The organism is Enterobacter cloacae complex sp. IR5422, from assembly GCF_049238165.1.
Classification (GTDB): domain Bacteria; phylum Pseudomonadota; class Gammaproteobacteria; order Enterobacterales; family Enterobacteriaceae; genus Enterobacter; species Enterobacter roggenkampii.
The window spans coordinates 1-21,164 of record NZ_JBMKHT010000032.1; the positions used below are offsets into that span (position 1 = coordinate 1).

The 21,164-nt window shown below is 55.2% G+C and carries 24 protein-coding genes and 1 tRNA gene; 16 read left to right on the plus strand and 9 right to left on the minus strand.

Annotated features, from left to right (window positions below):
* The 5 genes from ACOTXT_RS15450 to ACOTXT_RS15470 all read left to right on the plus strand — a co-directional run.
* Nucleotides 1-758: D-alanyl-lipoteichoic acid biosynthesis protein DltD (locus tag ACOTXT_RS15450; protein ID WP_421625346.1), on the plus strand; the 758-nt coding region annotated here is incomplete at its 5' end.
* A gap of 128 nt (nucleotides 759-886) precedes the next feature.
* Complete coding sequence (locus ACOTXT_RS15455) at nucleotides 887-2,005, plus strand: MBOAT family O-acyltransferase (protein WP_055322197.1); 1,119 nt, start codon at nucleotides 887-889, stop codon at nucleotides 2,003-2,005.
* Nucleotides 2,002-3,435 carry an AMP-binding protein gene (locus ACOTXT_RS15460; RefSeq protein WP_025912960.1) on the plus strand — a complete coding sequence of 478 codons (1,434 nt, stop codon included), beginning with the start codon at nucleotides 2,002-2,004 and terminating at the stop codon, nucleotides 3,433-3,435. Before ACOTXT_RS15455 ends, ACOTXT_RS15460 begins: the two co-directional genes overlap by 4 nt.
* Before the next feature lie 17 nt (nucleotides 3,436-3,452).
* Nucleotides 3,453-3,671 (plus strand): acyl carrier protein, encoded by a 219-nt coding sequence (locus tag ACOTXT_RS15465; protein WP_008499867.1) that lies wholly within the window; start codon nucleotides 3,453-3,455, stop codon nucleotides 3,669-3,671.
* Nucleotides 3,672-3,826: 155 nt separating this feature from the next.
* Nucleotides 3,827-4,663, plus strand: coding sequence for an alpha/beta hydrolase (locus ACOTXT_RS15470; protein WP_333164639.1), 837 nt, complete (start codon nucleotides 3,827-3,829; stop codon nucleotides 4,661-4,663).
* Between the two features lie 101 nt (nucleotides 4,664-4,764).
* On the opposite strand, the gene ACOTXT_RS15475 is transcribed toward ACOTXT_RS15470, so the two are convergent.
* The 3 genes from ACOTXT_RS15475 to ACOTXT_RS15485 all read right to left on the minus strand — a co-directional run bounded on the left by ACOTXT_RS15475 (nucleotide 4,765) and on the right by ACOTXT_RS15485 (nucleotide 7,159).
* A complete protein-coding gene (locus tag ACOTXT_RS15475) occupies nucleotides 4,765-5,022 on the minus strand; it encodes a YjhX family toxin (protein ID WP_063453335.1) in 258 nt (85 codons plus the stop codon).
* A gap of 290 nt (nucleotides 5,023-5,312) precedes the next feature.
* Nucleotides 5,313-5,400: transfer RNA gene (locus tag ACOTXT_RS15480), tRNA-Ser, on the minus strand.
* A gap of 130 nt (nucleotides 5,401-5,530) precedes the next feature.
* Complete coding sequence (locus ACOTXT_RS15485) at nucleotides 5,531-7,159, minus strand: ABC transporter substrate-binding protein (RefSeq protein WP_333164636.1); 1,629 nt, start codon at nucleotides 7,157-7,159, stop codon at nucleotides 5,531-5,533.
* A gap of 270 nt (nucleotides 7,160-7,429) precedes the next feature.
* Between ACOTXT_RS15485 and yccA the strand changes: the two genes are divergently transcribed.
* Complete coding sequence (gene yccA, locus ACOTXT_RS15490) at nucleotides 7,430-8,089, plus strand: FtsH protease modulator YccA (protein ID WP_021240844.1); 660 nt, start codon at nucleotides 7,430-7,432, stop codon at nucleotides 8,087-8,089.
* 56 nt (nucleotides 8,090-8,145) lie between these two features.
* On the opposite strand, the gene ACOTXT_RS15495 is transcribed toward yccA, so the two are convergent.
* Entirely contained in the window at nucleotides 8,146-8,622 is a 477-nt protein-coding gene (locus ACOTXT_RS15495; protein WP_008499906.1) for a hypothetical protein, read from the minus strand.
* Nucleotides 8,619-9,371 (minus strand): winged helix-turn-helix domain-containing protein, encoded by a 753-nt coding sequence (locus tag ACOTXT_RS15500; protein WP_008499907.1) that lies wholly within the window; start codon nucleotides 9,369-9,371, stop codon nucleotides 8,619-8,621. Before ACOTXT_RS15500 ends, ACOTXT_RS15495 begins: the two co-directional genes overlap by 4 nt.
* A 308-nt stretch (nucleotides 9,372-9,679) precedes the next feature.
* Here ACOTXT_RS15500 and ACOTXT_RS15505 point away from each other — a divergent pair, with 308 nt between their 5' ends.
* The 6 genes from ACOTXT_RS15505 (at nucleotide 9,680) to tusE (ending at nucleotide 15,914) form a co-directional block, all read left to right on the plus strand.
* Nucleotides 9,680-10,423 carry a fimbrial protein gene (locus tag ACOTXT_RS15505; RefSeq protein ID WP_333164633.1) on the plus strand — a complete coding sequence of 248 codons (744 nt, stop codon included), beginning with the start codon at nucleotides 9,680-9,682 and terminating at the stop codon, nucleotides 10,421-10,423.
* 75 nt (nucleotides 10,424-10,498) lie between these two features.
* On the plus strand, nucleotides 10,499-11,005 hold the full coding sequence (locus tag ACOTXT_RS15510) for a CS1 type fimbrial major subunit (RefSeq protein WP_333164630.1): 507 nt from the start codon (nucleotides 10,499-10,501) through the stop codon (nucleotides 11,003-11,005).
* A gap of 72 nt (nucleotides 11,006-11,077) precedes the next feature.
* Complete coding sequence (locus tag ACOTXT_RS15515) at nucleotides 11,078-13,795, plus strand: TcfC E-set like domain-containing protein (protein WP_333164627.1); 2,718 nt, start codon at nucleotides 11,078-11,080, stop codon at nucleotides 13,793-13,795.
* 1 nt (nucleotide 13,796) lies between these two features.
* Nucleotides 13,797-14,954 carry a CfaE/CblD family pilus tip adhesin gene (locus ACOTXT_RS15520; protein ID WP_264883029.1) on the plus strand — a complete coding sequence of 386 codons (1,158 nt, stop codon included), beginning with the start codon at nucleotides 13,797-13,799 and terminating at the stop codon, nucleotides 14,952-14,954.
* Between the two features lie 10 nt (nucleotides 14,955-14,964).
* Nucleotides 14,965-15,516 (plus strand): LuxR C-terminal-related transcriptional regulator, encoded by a 552-nt coding sequence (locus ACOTXT_RS15525; protein ID WP_008499912.1) that lies wholly within the window; start codon nucleotides 14,965-14,967, stop codon nucleotides 15,514-15,516.
* A 68-nt stretch (nucleotides 15,517-15,584) separates the two neighbouring features.
* On the plus strand, nucleotides 15,585-15,914 hold the full coding sequence (gene tusE / locus ACOTXT_RS15530; RefSeq protein ID WP_008499913.1) for a sulfurtransferase TusE: 330 nt from the start codon (nucleotides 15,585-15,587) through the stop codon (nucleotides 15,912-15,914).
* On the opposite strand, the gene yccX is transcribed toward tusE, so the two are convergent.
* The 3 genes from yccX to ACOTXT_RS15545 are packed head-to-tail and all read right to left on the minus strand — an operon-like array spanning nucleotide 15,911 to nucleotide 17,560.
* On the minus strand, nucleotides 15,911-16,192 hold the full coding sequence (gene yccX, locus ACOTXT_RS15535; protein ID WP_008499914.1) for an acylphosphatase: 282 nt from the start codon (nucleotides 16,190-16,192) through the stop codon (nucleotides 15,911-15,913). The two genes, tusE and yccX, sit on opposite strands and share 4 nt — an antisense overlap.
* A gap of 11 nt (nucleotides 16,193-16,203) precedes the next feature.
* On the minus strand, nucleotides 16,204-16,992 hold the full coding sequence (locus ACOTXT_RS15540; RefSeq protein ID WP_021240851.1) for an AraC family transcriptional regulator: 789 nt from the start codon (nucleotides 16,990-16,992) through the stop codon (nucleotides 16,204-16,206).
* 10 nt (nucleotides 16,993-17,002) lie between these two features.
* Nucleotides 17,003-17,560 carry a kinase inhibitor gene (locus ACOTXT_RS15545; RefSeq protein WP_172513190.1) on the minus strand — a complete coding sequence of 186 codons (558 nt, stop codon included), beginning with the start codon at nucleotides 17,558-17,560 and terminating at the stop codon, nucleotides 17,003-17,005.
* A 174-nt stretch (nucleotides 17,561-17,734) separates the two neighbouring features.
* Here ACOTXT_RS15545 and rlmI point away from each other — a divergent pair, with 174 nt between their 5' ends.
* Together rlmI and hspQ are read left to right on the plus strand one after the other, a co-directional pair.
* Nucleotides 17,735-18,925 (plus strand): 23S rRNA (cytosine(1962)-C(5))-methyltransferase RlmI, encoded by a 1,191-nt coding sequence (rlmI, locus tag ACOTXT_RS15550; RefSeq protein ID WP_021240853.1) that lies wholly within the window; start codon nucleotides 17,735-17,737, stop codon nucleotides 18,923-18,925.
* A 60-nt stretch (nucleotides 18,926-18,985) separates the two neighbouring features.
* Complete coding sequence (gene hspQ, locus ACOTXT_RS15555) at nucleotides 18,986-19,303, plus strand: heat shock protein HspQ (protein WP_008499919.1); 318 nt, start codon at nucleotides 18,986-18,988, stop codon at nucleotides 19,301-19,303.
* A gap of 37 nt (nucleotides 19,304-19,340) precedes the next feature.
* Here hspQ and ACOTXT_RS15560 read toward each other — a convergent pair whose 3' ends face one another.
* Nucleotides 19,341-19,754 (minus strand): CoA-binding protein, encoded by a 414-nt coding sequence (locus ACOTXT_RS15560; protein ID WP_008499920.1) that lies wholly within the window; start codon nucleotides 19,752-19,754, stop codon nucleotides 19,341-19,343.
* Between the two features lie 173 nt (nucleotides 19,755-19,927).
* Between ACOTXT_RS15560 and csgI the strand changes: the two genes are divergently transcribed.
* Complete coding sequence (gene csgI / locus ACOTXT_RS15565) at nucleotides 19,928-20,590, plus strand: curli synthesis inhibitor (protein WP_333164622.1); 663 nt, start codon at nucleotides 19,928-19,930, stop codon at nucleotides 20,588-20,590.
* A gap of 80 nt (nucleotides 20,591-20,670) precedes the next feature.
* Nucleotides 20,671-21,129 carry a methylglyoxal synthase gene (gene mgsA / locus ACOTXT_RS15570; RefSeq protein WP_008499922.1) on the plus strand — a complete coding sequence of 153 codons (459 nt, stop codon included), beginning with the start codon at nucleotides 20,671-20,673 and terminating at the stop codon, nucleotides 21,127-21,129.
* Nucleotides 21,130-21,164: the final 35 nt, after the last annotated feature.

Genomic DNA, 21,164 nt, shown 5'->3' on the forward strand with positions numbered 1-21,164 from the left:
TCTGGCGGCGTTTACTGGAAAACTCACTGTCGGCAAAAGTCAGTTGCTGGCTCATCCGGTTACTCATTCTGGGTTCAGGTTACAACACGATGATCTCACATCTCGGACTTATTCGCACCTTCCTTAATTATTTAAAACATATTGATAGTAAAGAAATAAGCCATTTAACCTTTGGCCAAATGCGTGTCTTTGGCTGGCACCCCGATCTGATATGGGACGAGGTGAGTTTCCAGTTTGCCAACGTCTGCACCCTGATAAAAAACGACTGGCTGGCGCTGCTTCACGTCACGCCCCGGACGGAACAGCCGTGGCCGCCACAGCCGACCACCCACATTGCCCCTGACTGGGATAAAGAGCTGGCGAATGCCCGCGAGTTAAATAAAAAACGCCAGCAGAGCGCGGCCACCCTGTGGATGGACAAAACGATTTACGAGGAGGACGGTACGCGGCAACAGTGGGATGACACGCCGGTCGTGCCTGCGCAAATCGCCGCCTTCAGTAAAACCGTCCAGCTGCTTAAAGAACACCACGTGCAGGTGATTGCTATCGTCGACCCGGTTAACCCCTGGGCGCTTTACAACACCGATACCTTCCGCCCGGTGGATAAGCAAATAAAAACCATTCTGGAAAAGAACCAGATCCCATATTTTGATATGTACGCCATGCCTTATCAGAATGGCTGGAACTGGGATCGTTTGCACCCTTCCGAACTGGCCTGGGTTCCTATGATTCGCTTTATTGCACAGAGCTTTAAATAATGAAAATCGCGATTCGTCTTTTTTTCCTTTATCTCCTGCTGGCGATCACCATCGTCGCGTGGACCTCTGTCGATGACAGTATGAGTATGCAGCTGCATTTTGAATATCAAAAGTTCTGAGGCCGAATGATGTATAGCTCAGGAATGTTTTTTGTCTGTTTGTTTTCATCCGCCCTGGCGTTTGCGCTGGTCAATCGCCTATTACGCCATCGCCTGACGTATTTAACGGCCTTATCCGTCATGGCCGCATTAGGCTGGGGCTATATTTTTCAGGGTGATTACCGTGTTCCCGCGGTCGTTTTTATCATTTTTTATCTAGTCGCCGCGTTAAAAGAAAAAGGATGGTTAAAAACCTGGCAGGCGATTGTGTTAACGCTGCTTCCTTTATTTTTGGTGAAATTGCACCTTAATCATCATCTCGGCATGATCGGCCTCTCTTTTATGACATTCCGCGCGGTGGACGTGCTGCTCTATCGCAGTAAAAAAGAAGGGCAGAATTTCCTGCACTATTTCTGCTATCTGTTTATGCCCTTTATTATTCTGGCAGGCCCAATGTACCGCTGGCGGACATGGATGAACGACGTCAGCAAGCCCGTCTTTGCCCTTAACCGCGAACAGTTTTTAGTGGCGCTGGAGCAAATCATTACCGGCATTATCCAGAAGTTCCTGTTTGCCATGCTGGTTGATTCGCTGGTCGTACAGCCCTGGAGCCATAAGCCGTTTACGCTGACCGTGGGCGTGGTGATGTCGATTGCCTATAGCGCCTACCTCTACTTTGATTTTGCGGGCTACAGCAATATGGCCATCGGTGCGGGCCGCCTGTTTGGGCTCAACATCCCGGCAAACTTCAATATGCCGCTTCTGGCAAAGAACCCGCAGGATTTCTGGCGCCGCTTCCACATCAGCCTGTCTGAATGGCTGCGCGATGTGGTCTTTATGCCCGTTTATATGAACCTGATGAAGTTCAATTTTTTCCGTCAGAACAAAACGCTGGCGCAAAATATCGGTATTTTCTGCACCCTGTTTTGCATGGGGGCATGGAATGGCCTGGAACGCCATTACGTCATCAGCGGCGCGCTGTTTGGCGCCATTTCTGTCGCGCACAACATGCTGCTGTGGTCAGCCAAACGCAGCCCGGTGTTACACCGCGGGTTGCAGTATCCGGCTGTTGCGTTTTTAGGGCGCATTCTGACGCTGGGAAGCGCCGCGGGCGCCCTTTACATCTTTAGTGGAATGTCACCTCTATGAAAAATCTCTCCGATCTTCAGGAACTGCAGGATTTCTTGCGTGCGGCATTATGCGATCCCGCCTCCCCGCAGCAGCTGGCCATCAGCGGCAGCGACGAAGCCTTAAGCTGGCTGCAGCTTTCCGCTGCCGTGACGGACTGGGCGCAGCGCTATCAGCGTAGCCAGCCTGTTGCCGGTACGCCGGTCGTCTTGTACGGACACCAGCAGGCCGAGTTCGCCGTGGCGATTTATAGCTGCCTGCTGCACAACATTCCGTACATTCCGGTGGACTGCATATACCCGCAGGAGCGCCTGCGGGAGATCTGCCACCTGGCCAGCGCCCCTTACTATTACGATGTCGCGACCCGACAGTTCATCGCCACCGGTGAGACGGGCAAGGTGCTGGAGGAGCAGGATCTGGCCTACATCATGTTTACCTCCGGCAGCACCGGCAAGCCTAAAGGGGTGCAGATTGGGCGTGAAAGCGTGTGGCACTTCATGAAATGGGTCAGCCAGGACTTTTCGCTGCCGGAAAAACCGGTCCTGATGAACCACGCGGTGTTCAGTTTTGACCTCTCCCTGATCCCTTTGCTGGCGAATCTGGCGATGGGTGGACACATCGTGCTGAACGCCAAAGACGATATTCAGAAAGCGAACTGGCTGGAGCGACTGAAAAGCAATGCAGTCTCCGCCTGGGTTTCCACCCCCTCTTTTGCTTACCAGCAGCTGCTTTCCCCGCAGTTCAACAGCGAGTATTTACCTGAACTCAACGTCTTTATCTTCATTGGTGAAGTGTTGAATAAAGCGCTGGTTAAACAGCTTCGCCGCCGCTTCCCGCAGGCCAAAATCATCAACTCCTATGGCCCAACGGAAGCGACCATCGCGACCACCGTGGTCGAGATCACGGATGCGATCATGAACAGCGACAGCGCCGTGCTGCCGGTGGGGGTCATGATGCCTGAGAGCAGAATGGAAATTTCCGCCGAGGGAGAGCTGATCATCTGGGGAAAAAACGTCATGCGCGGCTACCTCGGCCTGCCGCAGGAGAACGCAGAAAAATTACTCCGTCGGGAAAATGAAGCATTTCGCGGCTACCGGACCGGCGATCTGGGCTATGAAGCGGGGCTTATCTACTGCCAGGGACGCAACGACAGCCAGGTCAAACTGAATGGCTACCGTATTGAAATCAACGAAATTGAAAACCGCCTGCTGGCGATGTCCGGGATTAACGAAGCGGTGGTGATGCCACTGATGAAACCCTGCGGCAGCGTGCTGCGCATTGCCGCGTTCTGCGTGACGGAGCTGGCGCCGGATACCATCAAAACCTCGCTCTCGAAGGTGGTTCCCCACTACATGGTGCCGTCACAAATTATCGTAAAAGACGCTTTGCCGCTGAATCCTAACGGCAAAATTGACCGCAAGCTGCTGGACGCTTACGCCCGCACAAATTAATGACTCCAGGAAAAATTATGGAACAAGAAATTCTCGCCCTGTTCGAAAAAGTGTTATCCCGTAAGGTGGGCTTTCACGATGAGCTGATTGAATCCGACATTCTCGACTCCATCCTGGCGGTCGATATGGTTCTGGAAGTGCAGGACGTTTACGGCTGCATGATCCCGCCGACAGACGTGGCGACGGTGCTGAAAACCCCGGCGGACCTGGCCCGCTATATTGAAGAAAACCGCTAAACGCCCCTGCTGTTAATCCTGCCCTGAAGGCCCTGGCGCATCGCGCCAGGGCCCAGACGCAAAATGAATATCCTTCACCGGAATTAAACCAACCGCTTTTGGGATTTCTCCTACACTTTAGGGGTCGTGTTGTTCTTAACAGAGGAGTCTGCGGTATGGCATTCGTAACCACGAAAGACGGCGTCAACATTTACTACAAAGACTGGGGTCCGAAAGAGGCTCAGCCTATTGTCTTCCACCACGGCTGGCCGTTGAGTGCCGATGACTGGGATAACCAGATGCTCTTCTTCCTGGCAGAAGGCTATCGCGTTATCGCTATCGATCGCCGCGGACATGGACGATCGGACCAGGTGAGTGAAGGCCACGATATGGATCATTATGCGGCCGATGCGTCAGCCGTGGTTGAAAGCCTGGATCTGCACAATGCCGTGCACGTCGGTCACTCCACCGGCGGCGGCCAGGTCGCCCGCTATGTTGCGAAGTACGGCCAGCCGCAGGGGCGCGTCGCCAAAGCGGTGCTCGTCAGCGCCGTCCCGCCTCTGATGGTCAAAACGGAGACGAATCCCGGCGGAACGCCGATCGAGGTTTTCGACGGCTTCCGCAAAGCGCTGGCGGCTAACCGCGCCCAGTTTTATCTCGACGTTGCCAGCGGTCCTTTCTACGGTTTTAATCGCGATGGTGTCGACGTTTCGCAGGGTACGATCCAGAACTGGTGGCGTCAGGGGATGATCGGAAGCGCCAAAGCCCACTATGAGGGGATTAAGGCGTTTTCAGAGACCGACCAGACGGAAGATTTGAAAACCATCACCGTTCCCGTTCTGGTGCTGCAGGGCGATGACGATCAGGTTGTACCGTATAAAAATGCCGCCCTTCTCCAGGACAAGCTGCTGGCGAACAGCGTGCTGAAAATTTATCCGGGCTTCCCGCACGGGATGCATACCACCCATGCGGATACTATCAACGCGGACATTCTGGCCTTTATTCGCTCATAACGCCGCGTTTCTTGCCGGGTGGCGCTGCGCTTACCCGGCCTACGCCACGATATCCCGCTCAATGCATGAACGCCACCCGAGGGTGGCGTTGTTTATTCCGCTTAGCGATTATCCAGCTGGGCGCGAACGTTGTTCAGCCCGGTGGTGTTGATGCGGTAAGGCTGCCCGTTCACGGAGCGGATGAGCTTTTTGGTGCGGAGTTTTTTGAAGACGCTGAGCGTGCAGTCGCTCAGTATCAGCCCTTCACGGGTATAGCATTCTACGGACGTAACGCGGCCGGAACTGTCGCGGACGTGCACGATACGCCCACCTTTGGCGAGAACGTGTAAGGTACGTTGTTCCTGACGGGATAAATTCATACTGGAAAACCTGTGTAATCATCATGCGTAAAAACGAGCCCACACCCGCAGGTGCGTGCGTAAGGTTTAAGCGCAGCGATAACCAGTCCGTCCTGAAAAGGGCGGGAAGCTGATTATCTGATGAAAACATTCTCCAGCATCAAAGCCTCGGTAAGCGATGAAAAGGTATTTACGGGGTGAATGATAACGCCGGGGTTTTACAGGGAAATAACCGGGTCTTAAAAATGTGAGGCGGATCGGCTAATCCAAAAGAAAAACCCCAGGTTCACAAGTAACCTGGGGTTTATATCTGGCGGAAGCGCAGAGATTCGAACTCTGGAACCCTTTCGGGTCGCCGGTTTTCAAGACCGGTGCCTTCAACCGCTCGGCCACACTTCCTGAGTGAGGCGAACTATAAACACCTCACCGCGTGCTGTAAAGAGTGCCAGCAATCGTTCGCTGTAAAAATAGTCAAAACGTGTTTAATCGGTTGAACTGACAACACATCGACGATTTTATCAGCACAGGCCTAGTGTTTTTTGATGTACATGTCTTTCGTGTAATAGTACCCCAGCTTATCCGGCGTAAATCCGCCCACCCACGGTTTCACCAGGTGCGTACGGACGTAGTGATACACCGGAATGGCCGGCACATCGCGTCCCAGCAGATCTTCCGCCTGCTGGTAGAACTTACCCCGCTCTTCCGTTGTTTTGGCTTTTGCGGCATTCACCAGCGCCTGGTCGTATTCCGGATTGCTGTACTGGCTGGTGTTTTCGCTGTCGCCGGTGCGGAAGTTGTTCAGGAACGTCGCCGCGTCGTCGTAGTCGGCAATCCAGGCGTAACGCACCGCGTCAAAGTTGTGGGTGTGCATGGTATCCAGCATGGTTTTCCACTCCTGATTTTGCAGCTTCGCGTCCACGCCGAGGTTTTTCTTCCACATGGAGCTGGCGGCAATCGCGATGCGCTGGTGCGATTCAGAAGTGTTATAGAGCAGGTTGAAGCTCAGAGGATGGCTTTCGTTATATCCGGCCTCGTTCAGCAGTTTTTTCGCCTCGGCGATGCGCTTGTCCAGCGGCCAGCTGGCGTAATCCGGGTTCTGGAGCTTGACGCCGCCGATGTCCGGCTGGCTGATGAGCCACGCCGGGCGCTGCCCCTGCCCTAATACTTTTCCGGCAATGATGTCTTTATCGAGCGCCATGTTCAGCGCCTTGCGCACGCGGGCGTCGTTGAACGGCGGTCGGGTGGTATTGAATTCGTAGTAATAGGTCGCCAACTGCGGGGAAACATCCAGCTGGCTGCCAAGCGTTTTCTTCAACTGAGCAAACTGGTTAATCGGTACCGTGTAGACAATATCGATTTCGCCCGCTTTATAGCGGTTCACATCCGAGGCCTCGGACGTGATGGGCAGGTAGGTCACCTTGTTAATCACGGTGTGCGCGTTATCCCAGTAGCGCGGGTTGCGCTCCGCCACGATGCGTTCGTTGACCACCCACTGCGACAGCTTATACGCCCCGCTGCTGACGAAGTGCTCAGGCTTGGTCCACTTTTCGCCGAAACGGCCAATCAGCACTTTATCCACCGGCACCAGCGACGGGTGCGCCAGCATGGCGAGGAACGCCGCGTTTGGCTGGGTGAGCGTCACTTCCAGGGTGGTGTCGTTAATGGCTTTCACGCCCAGCGTATCGGGCGCTTTTTTCCCCTGAGCGATATCGGCCGCGTTGGCGATATGCATGTTGCCCGGATAGCTCGCGTACGGTGACGCCGTTTTCGGGTCAATCAGGCGCTGCCAGCTCCAGACCACATCCTCTGCGGTAATCGCCGTGCCGTCGCTCCAGGAGATGCCCGGACGCAGATGGAACGTCCAGACGGTGTTGTCCTTGTTCTCCCATTTTTCCGCCAGCCGGGGCTGGACGTCACCCGACGGGGAAACGCTCACCAGACCTTCGAATAAATCACTGATAATATTGAATTCGACGTCGCTTTCGACTTTATGCGGGTCGAGCGAAGCCGGTTCACTGCCATTATTCCTGACCAGTTCCTGTTTATCGGCCAGCGCGGTTCCTGCCGGCACGTTAGCCGCCCAGGTCGCCGTGCTGGCGCACAGGATCCCGGCGGTAAGTAAAGAGAGCGTAAAGCGCGTGCGTGTTTGTGGTTTCATGTCCTTCGCCTTATTGTCTGTTTTTGTGACGATCCGGAAATAACTCTTAGCGGCCTTATGGTAATAACGCAATAATTTTCAGTAACCTATAAGAGGTTGATCTGATTAATCGCGTCAAACCGCTGTTCATACTGGTGAAACGTATTTATGCAGAAGAAACAACCAGGTCCCGCGCTAACCTGCTGAGTAAAGATGGGTAAAACCACTTTGAGAGTGACGCGCCGTTTCCTATTCTTTCCGTTAATTACATCTGTCATAAGAGAGTGACTCATGGATCGTATAATTACTTCCTCACGCGACCGCACATCGCTACTCAGCACCCACAAGGTGCTGCGCAATACCTATTTCATGCTCAGCCTGACGCTGGCGTTTTCGGCGATCACCGCCACCGCCAGCACCGTGCTGATGCTGCCGTCTCCGGGGCTGATCCTGACCCTGGTGGGTATGTATGGTTTGATGTTCCTGACCTACAAAACCGCTGACAAACCGGTCGGTATTCTGTCCGCGTTTGCCTTCACCGGCTTCCTGGGCTACATCCTGGGGCCAATCCTGAACGCGTATCTGTCCGCCGGAATGGGCGATGTGATTGGTATGGCGCTGGGCGGCACCGCGCTGGTGTTCTTCTGCTGCTCGGCCTACGTGCTGACCACGCGTAAGGACATGTCCTTCCTCGGCGGCATGCTGATGGCGGGTGTTGTGGTGGTGCTGGTGGGTATGGTGGCCAACATCTTCCTGCAGCTGCCTGCTCTGCACCTGGCGATCAGCGCCGTATTTATTCTGATTTCTTCCGGCGCGATCCTGTTTGAAACCAGCAACATCATTCGCGGCGGTGAGACGAACTATATCCGCGCCACCGTGAGCCTGTATGTGTCGCTGTACAACATCTTCGTCAGCCTGCTGAGCATCCTGGGCTTCGCCAGCCGCGATTAAGCTGACCTGCTGAAACAAAAAGGAGAATGCCCCCGGCATTCTCCTTTTTTTATGCCTTAATCACCCCGGCAAATATAGGTGGGGTAACGCCGGTCCTGAATCAGCCATACGGAAGGCGAGAGTTCAGAGATCGTGAGATAGTAGCGTGCGGTCGGGCTGGCAAAGCTTCCCCACTGGGCATCAGGGGTGTTGTCATTGTGTCGACGCCAGGTCTTGGTGTAGCTCAGGACAATTACCTTATCATCGTCCCGTCGCTCCCACGTAAAATCCACATCCCTGTCAACGATCAGGCTCTTACCTTCAGCCTTTGCAGCGCCTTTGTAGGTGGTCAGGCCGGTGCCGTTACGATGAAAATAGAACTGGGCAACGGCATTGACCTTCACTTCATTTGCCTTTCCTTGATTGCGCGTAAAATTAAACTCGGTGCTGCAGGCCAGCGCATCGCGCTTATAGGCTCCGCCGGTGTAGATAAAGAGCGCAAACGCCCCGCCAACGACTGCGCCACCCAGTCCGAACAGAAGTCTGTTTTTCATTCTTCCGCCCCGCTTTTATAGCGAATAGTTTTACACAGGCTGGCTTCACTCACCGGGCAGGCGCCGATGAAAACCTCATCGGCGGCGGCAAGCGAAAAGCGGGCGCTGAAATAATAAATGTTGTACTCCTCGCGCTCGCACGCGACGTTATTTTTCTTCAGCAGCTCGGCCAATTTTGATAACACCAGCGGTCGGCCATGATCGTTGATCACCCAGAGCCGACAGCCAGCTATTTTTTCCTTAACGGGTTTGAGTGTTGCGGGTACGGTTATCTCAAGCTGTCGGCTAAAAAACAGGCTAAACCCCACGACTGACGTCGTTAATACCGCTAAAACCAGCCACCACTTTTTGGATAAACGCTTATATCCTGACGGCTGCTCAACGGACGGCTGAGATACTTCGGGCGTAACGCTCTCTGCGGGCTTAAAAATAACGTCGGCGTCAAAGCGGAATCCAAACCGGGGCACGGTCACGATATAGTCGTGGCTGTCGCCCAGGGCGTGGAAGCTTTTGCGTAATTCACTTACCGCCTTATTGAGGTTATTTCCCGACGGCGTAAAGCCGAACTCCTCCCACACGCGAGTGATCAACTCTTCCCGGCTCAGGTCGCGCCCTTTATGACGAATAAACTCCTGTAAAAGACGAACGGCCGGAGCCGAAAGCGTTAATACAGACTCGGGTTGCCCAACAATACTTATTGCATGTGCTTCAGGATCGAATAACAACGAATTATTGCATATAAAAAACATCTTTTATTCTCGGCTGTTACCGCATGCTTTTTAATCCCTGATACAACGACAAGAAAATCGCCTCCTGAACTGATTGTTTTTTCATCAGAAGGAGTTTTCTCCCCATCCCGGGTCGCGGTATTTTCGCTTAACTATACAACCTTAAAGCCAGGAAAGCAGGATAAAAAACTGTATATAACGAGTTAATTAATACAAATTTTCACAAACCGCTGTTCTGGTTAAAGTTTCCCTGCCCTGAAGCAATACGTTAGCAGAGGGTGTCCCGTTGTGAATGCGCCGGGAATGAACTCAACGCAGGCGGACAGAAAGTGAAACAGAAAAATAGTGTGAATAAGACAACTGCCTTTTATATCGCCGCGCTGTCATTGCCATTTTTCTCAGAAATGGCACTGGCCAATATGAGCGTGTATCCCATGGAACTTAACGTGGATAAGTCCGGTGCGGCGCAAATTAAGGTGGCGTCAAAAACGGATGATATTCAGTTCATTCGGGTGAGGCAAAAGAAAATTCTTAATCCCGGCACGCCCCAGGAAAAAGAGATTGATGTGGCCTCGTGGAAAGAAGGTGGCGTGGTTGTCACACCGGAAAAATTCGCCCTTGCGGCAGGCGCAATGCGCGTGGTTCGCCTGGTATCGCTTGCACCACCGGAAAAAGAGACGACCTGGCGCGTCTATTTTGAAGGCGTAAAGCAGCCTGACAGCATTATTCCGGGCAAGGCAGAAAGCCCTGCGGCGACGGCAAGACTGGGCGTCAATGTGATCTGGGGCGCCCTGATCCATCTCGCACCGGAAAAAAGAGTGGTTTCACTGACGATTGACCCTCTCAGGGGAACGTTAAAAAACAACGGCACGTTGCGCGTGCCGCTCAGGGAGATCGGTGTTTGTGATGCGGATTCATCGTGTAGATGGATTAAAGAAGACGCGACGATTTATCCGGACACCGAACGGAAATTAAAAACGCTCACGAAGGTACAAGGCCAGAAATATAAATTCCGCTACTTCAACTGGCTGAATAAAAGCGCTGAAGAAGCTGATTTACCCGTCGTGCAATAACACGACGTCACCGTAAAAACCCCACAGGGTTTGATTAAAGAGCCAGGGTGCTCATTTGTAAATATGGAGATATCAATGCGTAAGTACTTTAAACCTCTGATGATTGTTGCCGCGATGACCACGTCCGTTAGCGCGCTGGCGATTCAAAAAGATATTACCGTCAACGCCAGCGTTGATTCACAGCTGGATATGACCCAGGCCGATAACACGCCGCTGCCGGCAAGCATCGATATGCAGTACCTGCCTGGCCGCGGTCTGGAAAGCTACCGTCTGAATACCAAGGTGTGGTCTAACTCCGCCACCAGCAACGTGAAAGTCCGTCTGGTGAGCGCCGCGAAGCTGGCGAATGCCGACGGTGCTGAAACCATCCCTATGACGGTGAAGCTGGGCGATAAAACCCTCTCTACCGCAGATGTTGAATACACCGGTACCGAACTGTTCCCGGGGAGCATTGAAAACGGTTCTGCGGTAATGCCGCTGACCATTTCCCAGACCACCAAAGGCATTCTGAAAACCGGTCAGTACAGCGGCGTTGTCAGCCTGATGCTGACGCAGGCGACGACCACGGAAGGCGGTGCGTAACACCACAGCACCTAAGGAATAACGTCAGAGGGTGCCCACCCTCTGACGTCAGGATGATGTCGAGGCTCGTTCATGGCGTTTCACAGAAATACTCTCCTCTTTGTTGCTTTGTTACCCGCTTCCATCCAACTCGCCTGCGCCGGGCTGGCCGTCCCACAAGGTTTTGAAGATCTGGCAAAGACGCAGCGCCTGTGGACAGAGGTGAACCTCTACGGCGAATCGCTGGGCCTTTTTGAAACGGATATCACGCTTGAAACGGTAAGCTTTGTCGCACCTGAGACCGTGGTAGCGGCCATCAAACGCCGGTTTAATGACGCCCCATCCCTCGTTGCCACCGTCTCTGCCGCGCTGGCCGTTCCGCTTGCCCGTAACGGCAACCTGGCCTGCAGCAGCAACGGCTCCGCAGCGGGCTGCGATTACATCGATACCGATCGCGCGGCCATTATTTATGACGAGAATAACGCCCGCATTAACCTGTTCCTGGACAAGAAATTTCTGCCTAAGCAGACGGCAGAGAATGCATGGTATCAGCCCACGCACGGCACCGAAAATGCGCTGATCCATCAACAAAACATTAACTTCGTTGCCGACAGGGATTATCAGTCGGCCACCGTGCAGGGCAACGGCGCGCTGGCGCTCACCCAGGACGGCTATGTGAATCTCGACTGGACCTGGCTGGGGCAGCGTTCACGGCACCAGCAGCAGCAGGAGGTCACCGTCAACAACGCCTGGTTCCGCCAGGATATCCTGCGTCAGTACTACGTCCAGGCAGGCGAGATGGATACCCGCGATCTGTTCAGCAATGCCGGCGGAAATATCACCCTCAGCCAGCTGCCGCTGGGCAAAATTCGCGGCCTGCGCACGGGTTCAACACGGGCGTGGATGAACCCGGTTCAGCAGTCGAAGGGAACCCCTGTTACCGTGCTGCTTTCCCATGACGCGCGTATCGACGCCCGCCGGGGCAATCAGCTGCTGGCGAGCTTCTATCTGAATGCCGGGGCGCAAACCCTGGACACGCGATCGTTCCCGGACGGGAGCTACACCGTGACGCTCTCCATCTATGAAAATAACCGGCTGACGCGCACCGAGCAGGTGCCGTTTACCCGAACCGGCATTACGCCATTCGACCGCGTCGAGTGGTTCCTGCAGGCGGGTGAAACCGATAATAGCGATCAAAACGAAGAGCGCCGCGCGGTTGCGCAGGCGGGCATTCGTCTGCCCGTCACCCCGACGCTGGCGCTGACCAGCGGCGCAACGTTCAAGAAAAACCAGCGTTTCCTGGAGAACGCGCTCGACTGGAGCCGGGGCTTCAACGCGGGCCCGATCGATGGCGTGCTGAGTACCCGGTTTAGCTACCTCTACGGCAGCGAAGGCCAGCGCGGCAATATTCAGCAAATCAGCTACAACGACGGTTTTTCTTTGAGCGTCTATCGCAACGCGTTATCCGCTGAAAACTGCAACACCCAAAGCGCGGGATTTGACGCCGTGAACGGCTGTTATCGCACCCTCTCGGTGATGTTCTCCGTCCCGGTCGGCGCCTGGTATGCGAGCCTGGGCTATTCGGATAACCGCAACGAAGGCCGGTACGTTTCACGCCGGGAGCTGCCGGACAGTGACGATCGCCACGATGCTGGTTTGCCGTGGGAATCGGTCTATATGACCCGCTCGCGCACGCGGGCCTGGCAGGCTGGCCTGAGCAATGCCTTCAGCACCCATGGCCTGAACATTAACAGCAGCATTAACCTGTTCATGCGTAACGATGACGCCCGCGAAGGCAGGGATAAAGGCGGCTACCTGAGCGTGAGCCTGTCCATGGCGCATAACCGCCAGGGCGATGCGTCAAGCTACACCTCTCTGGGCGCGACATGGCAGCACCAGCAGCGTGAAAAAAACCAGCTGAGCTACAACGTGGCGCATAACTGGTATGCCGATGCCCGCGGCGAAAATGAGTACGGCCTCAGCGCGTCGGGCATTAACAGCGACTCGCTGAATACCTCAGCCTATACGCGCCAGGGCGGACGATATGGCAACGGGAGTCTGACCGTCAGCGACGCCTGGGATCGTCAGGATCGTCGCCATACGCTGAGCAGCAGCGGCAACTACAGCTCGACGTTTGCGCTGTCCCGCTCTGGCCTTTGGCTGGGCCGCTGGAGCGACGGTCGCCCTGCTTCCGCCGTCGCGGTGAACGTGACCACGCCGGAAGATGCTCAGGATCCGCGCGTCGCCGTGTCGCTGGATAACGGCGGCAGTGCCGATATTCCAGGCAATAGCCGCGCCCTCTTCGCGGTGCCGGGCTATCAGCAGACAACGTTGACGGTTAACGAATCGCTGGATGTCTCACGAGGAGCCAGCAGTGAAATCACGCAAGGATCGGGCAGCAGAACGCTGTTTATGGTGCCTGGCAAACTGCTGCGCCGGGACGTGCAAACCACCGCAAGCTACACCTGGCTCGGCCAGTTAACCGACGAGCGTCATTCGCCGTTTATCGGCGGCGTGCCGCTGAACGTGAACGGCTGGAGCGACCTTGGCAACGGCGGGTTTAGCGCCCAAAGCGACGCCCTGCTGCATAACCTCTACCTGGTGCGTCAGCAGCAGTTTTATCAGTGCGCGCTGAACGTGAAGAGTATGCGCGACGTGGTGCGTTATGTCGGGTCGATCCCCTGTAAGGAGTTAACCTTCTCCGCCCTGCCGGATGCCGTCCAGCAGCAGGCACAGCTGATGCTGGCCGGACGGTCGGTCCCTGCTGGACCGACTGCCATGAACACCGATAGCCTCACTAAAGGGAAATGATGTGATTAAGTGCCTCTTTATTTTACTGTTCTTAAGCCTGTGGGCCAGCCAGACGCTGGCAGGCTCTCCCGCGGGACGAAATACCAGCGTAGGGATCAGCTTCGATCGCACCGCGCCGCCCGCGCGTTTTGACATCTGGTTTCATGAATCGGGCGGCTTTGACGCCGCCGATCCGCAAAAGTGGGGGCGCAATACCCTGACCTGTCAGTCCCGTACCGATACCACGAACGGCGCCTGCATGAACTCACCGGTCTGGTTCTCGGCGAACCCGGCCGCGCCTTATGCCATCAATTTAGCGTTTACCCATTCCCTTACCGGCAAGACGGTGAATATCAAGGTGTATGGCGATCACTACATGTTTATCAACAATAAAGTGTTCACCTTTGCCAGCTTTGTCACGGGAGGGACGACGGAAATTGCTAACTGGAACAGAGAGCCCTACTTCGATTTCTATATCGTGAAAAGCGAACTGGATAAGCTCGCCCTGCCGGGGATCTGGACCGCCACGCTGAAGCAGAACCTGCGCCAGTGGGGAAGCGCCGACTGCGGCGGCAACTTCAATGACGTGAATGTCGGCTGTCCTGGCTATCTCACCATCGCCAAATGGCAGGCAAATATTCGCATTGAGGTGGTCGACCCGGGAAACCAGCAGATTTATCTGCCAGCCTTTCCGCACTCCACGCCCATCGTTAACCTCAACCTGACCAACTTCCCGGGGCGCCCCGGGGGCAGCGAGATCAAGGGGGAAAACACGCTGGATATGTGCCTGTACGACGGCAAAAACAGCACCAGCACCCGCGCCTATCTTCGTTTTGAAGATGACGGGCTTCCCTCTGCGGGACGTGCCGAAGGCGCGTTTTCTATCCGGCGGCGCGGTGGAAGCCAGACGGATGCGCGGGACCGTCTCGACTATCAGGTCTCCGTTACCCATCCCATCACAGGCGCAACCGAAACCGTCGCGAACGGTAAAACCGTAGTCTGGCAAGGCACTAACGATCCGCAGTATCTGCGTCAGGTCGTGCTGCCCGGCGGACGCGAGAGCGTACTGTGCATTCCTGCGCCAATTATCCTGAAAACCCCCGCGTTCGCCGCCAGCAGTAAAAACGCGGGCGACTATACCGGCACGCTGCGCGTCATCTATACGCCCAGCACGTTATAACGAGGTCACCGTGAGTTACGCCATTCTCGACAATAATCGATTTTACGCCGAAGGACTGCGCTATGCGCTGCTGCGTCGGGGCGTTCAGTTAGAAGTCCAGAGCGATACCGTACAATGGCAGCCAACGCTGCTTACCCGCCGCGTGATTGTCGTCCGCTGCCGTTTTTCCGTGGCGGCGACGCATCAGGCGCTGATCAATATTTTGCTCAGGCTGGAAGCCGCCCGCTGGAAAGGCAGTCTTTATCTGGTCTGCAACGAAAAGGGGTGGGCGCTGGCAACGCATTTACGCAAGCGTTTCAGTACGCTAACGCTTTATATCATCGACGACCGGATCGCCGTTGCCGATGCGGCGTATTTGCTGGCAAAAGAGCCACGCCGCGTTCGAAGCCTGGACTGCTGCCTGACCGTTCCGGAATTCAACGTGCTCGATCTGATGCTGACCGGGTTGCCGGTCCGCCACATTGCCATCGTGACGCACATGTCGGAGAAACAGGTTTCAACCCATAAATGCAACGCGCTGAAGAAGCTCAATGCCAACAACCTGCTTCAGCTGCTCCTGTAGGTCACGGTTTATCCTGAGCCCGCTTTTTTGCTACACTGTCGCCGATTTTTCACCTACGACAGAAGATTATGTTCATTTTTGCAGGCCAGGAAATTGAGACCGATAGCGAAGGCTATCTGAAAGATACAACGCTCTGGAGCGAACCGCTGGCGGAGAAAATTGCGGAAAACGAAGGGATTACTCTTTCCCCCGAACACTGGGAAGTGGTGCGTTTTGTGCGCGAGTTTTATCTCGAGTTCAACACCTCTCCGGCCATCCGCATGCTGGTCAAGGCGATGGCCAATAAGTTCGGTGAAGAGAAAGGCAACAGCCGCTATCTCTATCGTCTGTTCCCGAAAGGTCCGGCAAAACAGGCCACCAAAATTGCCGGCCTGCCTAAGCCGGTGAAGTGTATTTAATACCGAATACCGAAGTTGACGTATTCGCGCCCCGGTTGATGGGGTTCCGTTAAGACCTTATCAACCCGCGCGCTGCGCGGCCCACCCGCTTTCAGCCACGCCACCAGCTTGTCAACCTGCTCTGCTTCGCCACAGGCGACCACCTCAACGCTGCCGTCATCCATGTTGCGCGCGTATCCCGTTAGCCCAAGCTCAATCGCTTCGCGCTGGGTACTGTAGCGGAAACCCACGCCCTGAACGACGCCGTGAACCCAGGCAATAGTGCAGACTTTAGACATTCTTCTTCTCCTTAACGTAGCGTTTTCGGCAAACAGCCGTAGTGCTGCCGGAAACGGGCGGTGAAACGAGAGCTGGACAGATACCCACATTGTAATGCGATTTCGCCGATCGGTAATCGGGTTGACTGTAACTGTGACAAAGCCACGGCCATCCTCACCTCCTCGACAATCTGGCGAAAACTCTGTGATTCCTCGCGTAACCGTCTGCGCAGCGTCGGCACGCTCAGGGCCAGACGGCTGGCGACGTCCTGCGCGGTCCAGGCTCTGGCGGGCGACAGCATAATGAACTGTCGCACCTGCTCGGTCAGGTTATTGCTTCGCTCGATAAGCAGCGGACCTGCCACGCCGTCATGCAGCAATGCCAGCAACAGACCGAAGGCCTGATGTTTTTGCAGCGCCTCCGGTAACTCCTGACGCACGGCGTGCAGCAGGTTATCCCACATAAACGCCAGCCCCTCGCTCAGCGGAGCGCAGAGCGAATGCAGCGTCGTGCGCGGCCAGGATTTCAGGTAATGCGCTTTAAACTCGGCAACGATTTCCGGCGATAACATCAGCAAGTCCGAGTGAAACAGACCGTTTGCAGGCTGATTGATGATCTCCATTGCCGTATTGGCAGGGATAATGATGAGTTCATCCCGGGTGGCCACCAGGCGGTTATCGTCCTGCACAATCACCTTACTGCCGTGAGTGATATGGCAAATCGCCGGGAAAAAGAGCTTAACCTGGTGCAGGCGATGCATTTTGCTGGCACTCACTTCACCCGCCGTGAGATGTTTATGTCGAAAATGGAACTCCTGCACCGGTTCATCCTTATCTGCTGTAGGTTGCGGTTAACTGAGCCTTTGCCAGAACGTGACTATTGAGCATAAAGCCGACCAGCGCGCCGCTCGCATTGTTGTCGATGGGCAGGGTATCCACGTCCAGCGCCCAGACGGTCATCTGATAGCGGTGAGGCTTATCGCCTGCAGGCGGACATGCGCCGCCGAATCCAGAATAACCGAAATCATTACGCCCCTGCACAGCGCCAGCAGGTAATTTTTCGCCATTTGGGTTACCGGCATCAGCGGGCAGCGTCATTGTCTTCACGGGAATGTTGGCTACTGTCCAGTGCCACCAGCCGCTGCCGGTAGGCGCATCCGGGTCATAGACCGTAATGGCAAAACTTTTCGCACCCGCGGGCGGATTTGTCCACGCCAGCTGCGGGGACTGGTTACCACCGTGGCAGCCAAATCCCTCAAACACCTGCTGTGGCGCTAACCGCCGGTCGCCGGAAATATCCCGGCTGGTCATGCTGAAAGGCGTTGCGGCTAAAACCTGAAAACTCATTGCCGTCAGAGCGGCTATTATGATGACACTGCGCTTTTTCATGGGGGTTTCCTTTGCTGAACCGGAATCCCTAAGATAAAGCACGCAACAATGCCCTAATGTGCCTAAGCGATTTGATTTTGTGCCGAAACGCTCAACGGCATCCGCAGATGATTGCGCCTTGCTGAATGTGCTACTCTACGCGCCATTTCCCTGAAATCGACAGAACAGCAAACTATGAGTGTACGTTTAGTGTTAGCCAAAGGGCGCGAGAAATCATTACTGCGCCGTCATCCCTGGGTCTTTTCCGGCGCGGTTGCCCGTATGGAAGGCAAAGCCAGCCTCGGTGAAACCATTGATATCGTGGACCACCAGGGGAAATGGTTAGCGCGAGGCGCCTACTCGCCAGCCTCCCAGATCCGCGCGCGCGTCTGGACATTCGATAAAGACGAAACCATCGACATCGACTTCTTCGTCCGCCGTCTGCAGCAGGCGCAGCAGTGGCGCGACTGGCTGGCTAAACGCGACGGGCTGGACAGCTACCGCCTGATTGCCGGTGAGTCTGACGGCCTGCCGGGCGTGACCATCGATCGCTTCGGTAACTTCCTGGTGCTGCAGCTCCTGAGCGCCGGGGCGGAATACCAGCGCGCTGCGCTGATTAGCGCCCTGCAAACGCTGTTCCCGCAGTGCGCCATTTATGACCGCAGCGATGTGGCGGTGCGCAAAAAAGAAGGCATGGAGCTGACTCAGGGGCCGGTCACGGGTGAACTGCCGCCTGCCCTGCTGCCAATTGAAGAGCACGGCATGAAGCTGCTGGTGGATATTCAGGGCGGGCACAAAACGGGTTACTACCTTGACCAGCGCGACAGCCGCCTCGCGACGCGTCAGTACGTTGCCGACAAACGCGTGCTCAACTGCTTCTCCTACACCGGTGGGTTTGCCGTTTCGGCGCTGATGGGCGGCTGTGCCCAGGTGGTTAGCGTGGATACCTCGCAGGAAGCGCTGGACGTGGCAAAACAGAACGTCGAGCTGAACAAACTGGACTTGAGCAAAGCCGAATTTATACGCGACGACGTCTTCAAGCTGCTGCGTAAATACCGCGACCAGGGCGAGAAGTTCGACGTCATCGTGATGGATCCGCCAAAGTTTGTGGAGAACAAAAGCCAGCTGATGGGCGCCTGCCGCGGATATAAAGATATCAACATGCTGGCTATCCAGTTGCTGAACCCGGGCGGGGTTTTGCTCACCTTCTCCTGCTCCGGCCTGATGACCACAGATTTATTTCAGAAAATCATCGCTGATGCCGCAATAGATGCTGGCCGTGATGTACAATTTATAGAGCAGTTCCGTCAGGCAGCCGATCACCCCGTGATTGCTACCTACCCGGAAGGACTGTATCTGAAAGGGTTTGCCTGTCGCGTCATGTAACTTGAAAAGAGAAATATTGCCCGCACATAACGTGTAAGTCGTATTTCCCGGGAGGTGACTATGATTGCCAGCAAATTCGGTATCGGCCAGCAGGTCCGCCACACTTTGCTCGGGTATTTGGGTGTGGTCGTGGATATCGACCCGGAGTATTCCCTTGATGAGCCGTCAGCAGACGAGCTGGCGGTGAACGCAGAGCTTCGCGCTGCACCCTGGTACCATGTGGTGATGGAAGGTGACGACGGGCAACCCGTCCACACCTACCTTGCCGAAGCGCAGCTAAGCAGCGAGCTGCAGGAAGAGCATCCGGAGCAACCCACTATGGATGAACTTGCTCAGACTATCCGCAAACAGTTACAGGCTCCGCGCCTGCGGAACTAAGCGTGTAAAAAAAGCCCGATGAACGGGCTTTTTTTTATTACTTCGCCAGCCCCAGACGGGGGATGTCGATCGCCGGACAGCGATCCATGACGACGTTCAGCCCCGCATCCCGCGCCAGCACGGCAGCCTGCTCGTTAATCACGCCCAGCTGCATCCACAGCGTTTTCGCCCCGACGGCGATAGCGTCCTGCGCCACTTCCCACGCCGCCTCGGAATTACGGAAGACATCGACCATATCAATTTTTTCCGGCACGTCAGCGAGCGTGGCATAACCCTGCTGGCCCAGTAAGGTTTTCCCCGCCACTTTTGGCGAGACCGGGATGACGTGATAGCCCTGATCGAGAAGGTATTTCATCACCCGATAGCTGGGACGATCGGGTTTATCGCTCGCGCCCACCAGCGCAATGGTACGCGTGGATGTCAGAATCTCGGCAATATCGTTCTCTTTCATGGTTTTTCTCCTGGCTTTTTTAAAAGTGTACGCCAAACCGCACATCTCAACCATCCATCCCATACCGATGCATGAGGGCAAAACGGCCAAATATGTCTATATGTTAGTAAACGTGATTATCGAAAAATTTAGATACATTAATGCGGCGACAGGATTTCTGACGGGAGCCTTCTATGAAAACCGGTATTGCCACTGCTCTGATTGCATTAGTGATGCCGGTCTGCGTTTTTGCGACCACGCTCCGGCTCTCTACCGATATTGATCTCCTGGTACTGGACGGAAAAAAGGTCTCCAGTTCGTTATTACGCGGTGCGGACAGTATCGAGCTGGATAACGGACCGCATCAGCTGGTATTCCGCGTAGAAAAATCGATCGGTCTGGCCAATCACGAGCAACGGATGTACATCTCTCCGCAGCTGATTGTCAGCTTTAATACCCGACAAATCAGTCAGGTGAATATTACCCTGCCACGCCTTGAAACGGAGAAGGAGTCAGCGGCCTTCGACGCGTCTCCCCGCATTGAACTGCTGGACGGGGATGCGATGCCGATTCCGGCGAAGCTGGATATTCTGGCGCTGACGACTTCACCGAAAGGTCCGGACTACGAGGCCGCGACGCAGACCTATAACAAAGCCGGTAAACGCGCGTCGCTTCCTCAGTTTGCCACCATGATGGCTGACGACAGTACGCTGCTTTCCGGCGTCTCTGAACTGGACGTCATTCCTCCCCAGTCCCAGGCCCTGACGGAACAGCGCCTTAAATTCTGGTTCCAGCAGGCCGATGCCGACACGCGGGCCCGGTTTTTACAGTGGGCAAAACAACAACCTTCATCATAAGCCACATTTTTTACGCCTTTCTCTTGCAGCGTCAGACGGTTCCCGTCATCGTGTAGGCAGTTAACCTGATGGATATGATTATGGAACTGACAACACGCACGCTCCCGGAACGCAAACACATTGCTCTGGTAGCGCACGATCACTGTAAACAAATGCTGCTTAACTGGGTTCGCCGCCATCAGTCTTTGCTGGAAAAGCACGCCCTGTCGGCGACCGGCACCACCGGTAACCTGATCCAGCGCGAAACGGGTCTGGAGGTAAACGCCATGCTGAGCGGCCCGATGGGCGGCGATCAGCAGGTCGGCGCACAGATTTCCGAAGGGAAGATTGATGTGCTGATCTTCTTCTGGGACCCGCTAAACGCGGTTCCGCACGACCCGGACGTCAAGGCCCTGCTGCGCCTGGCGACGGTGTGGAATATTCCGGTGGCGACAAACCTCTCGACGGCGGATTTCATCATCGAATCGCCGCAGTTTAACTCGCCGGTAGATATCCTTATTCCGGACTATCAGCGTTATCTTTCAGAGAGATTGAAGTAGCTTTTTTTGCCGGGTGGCGGCTACGCCTTACCCGG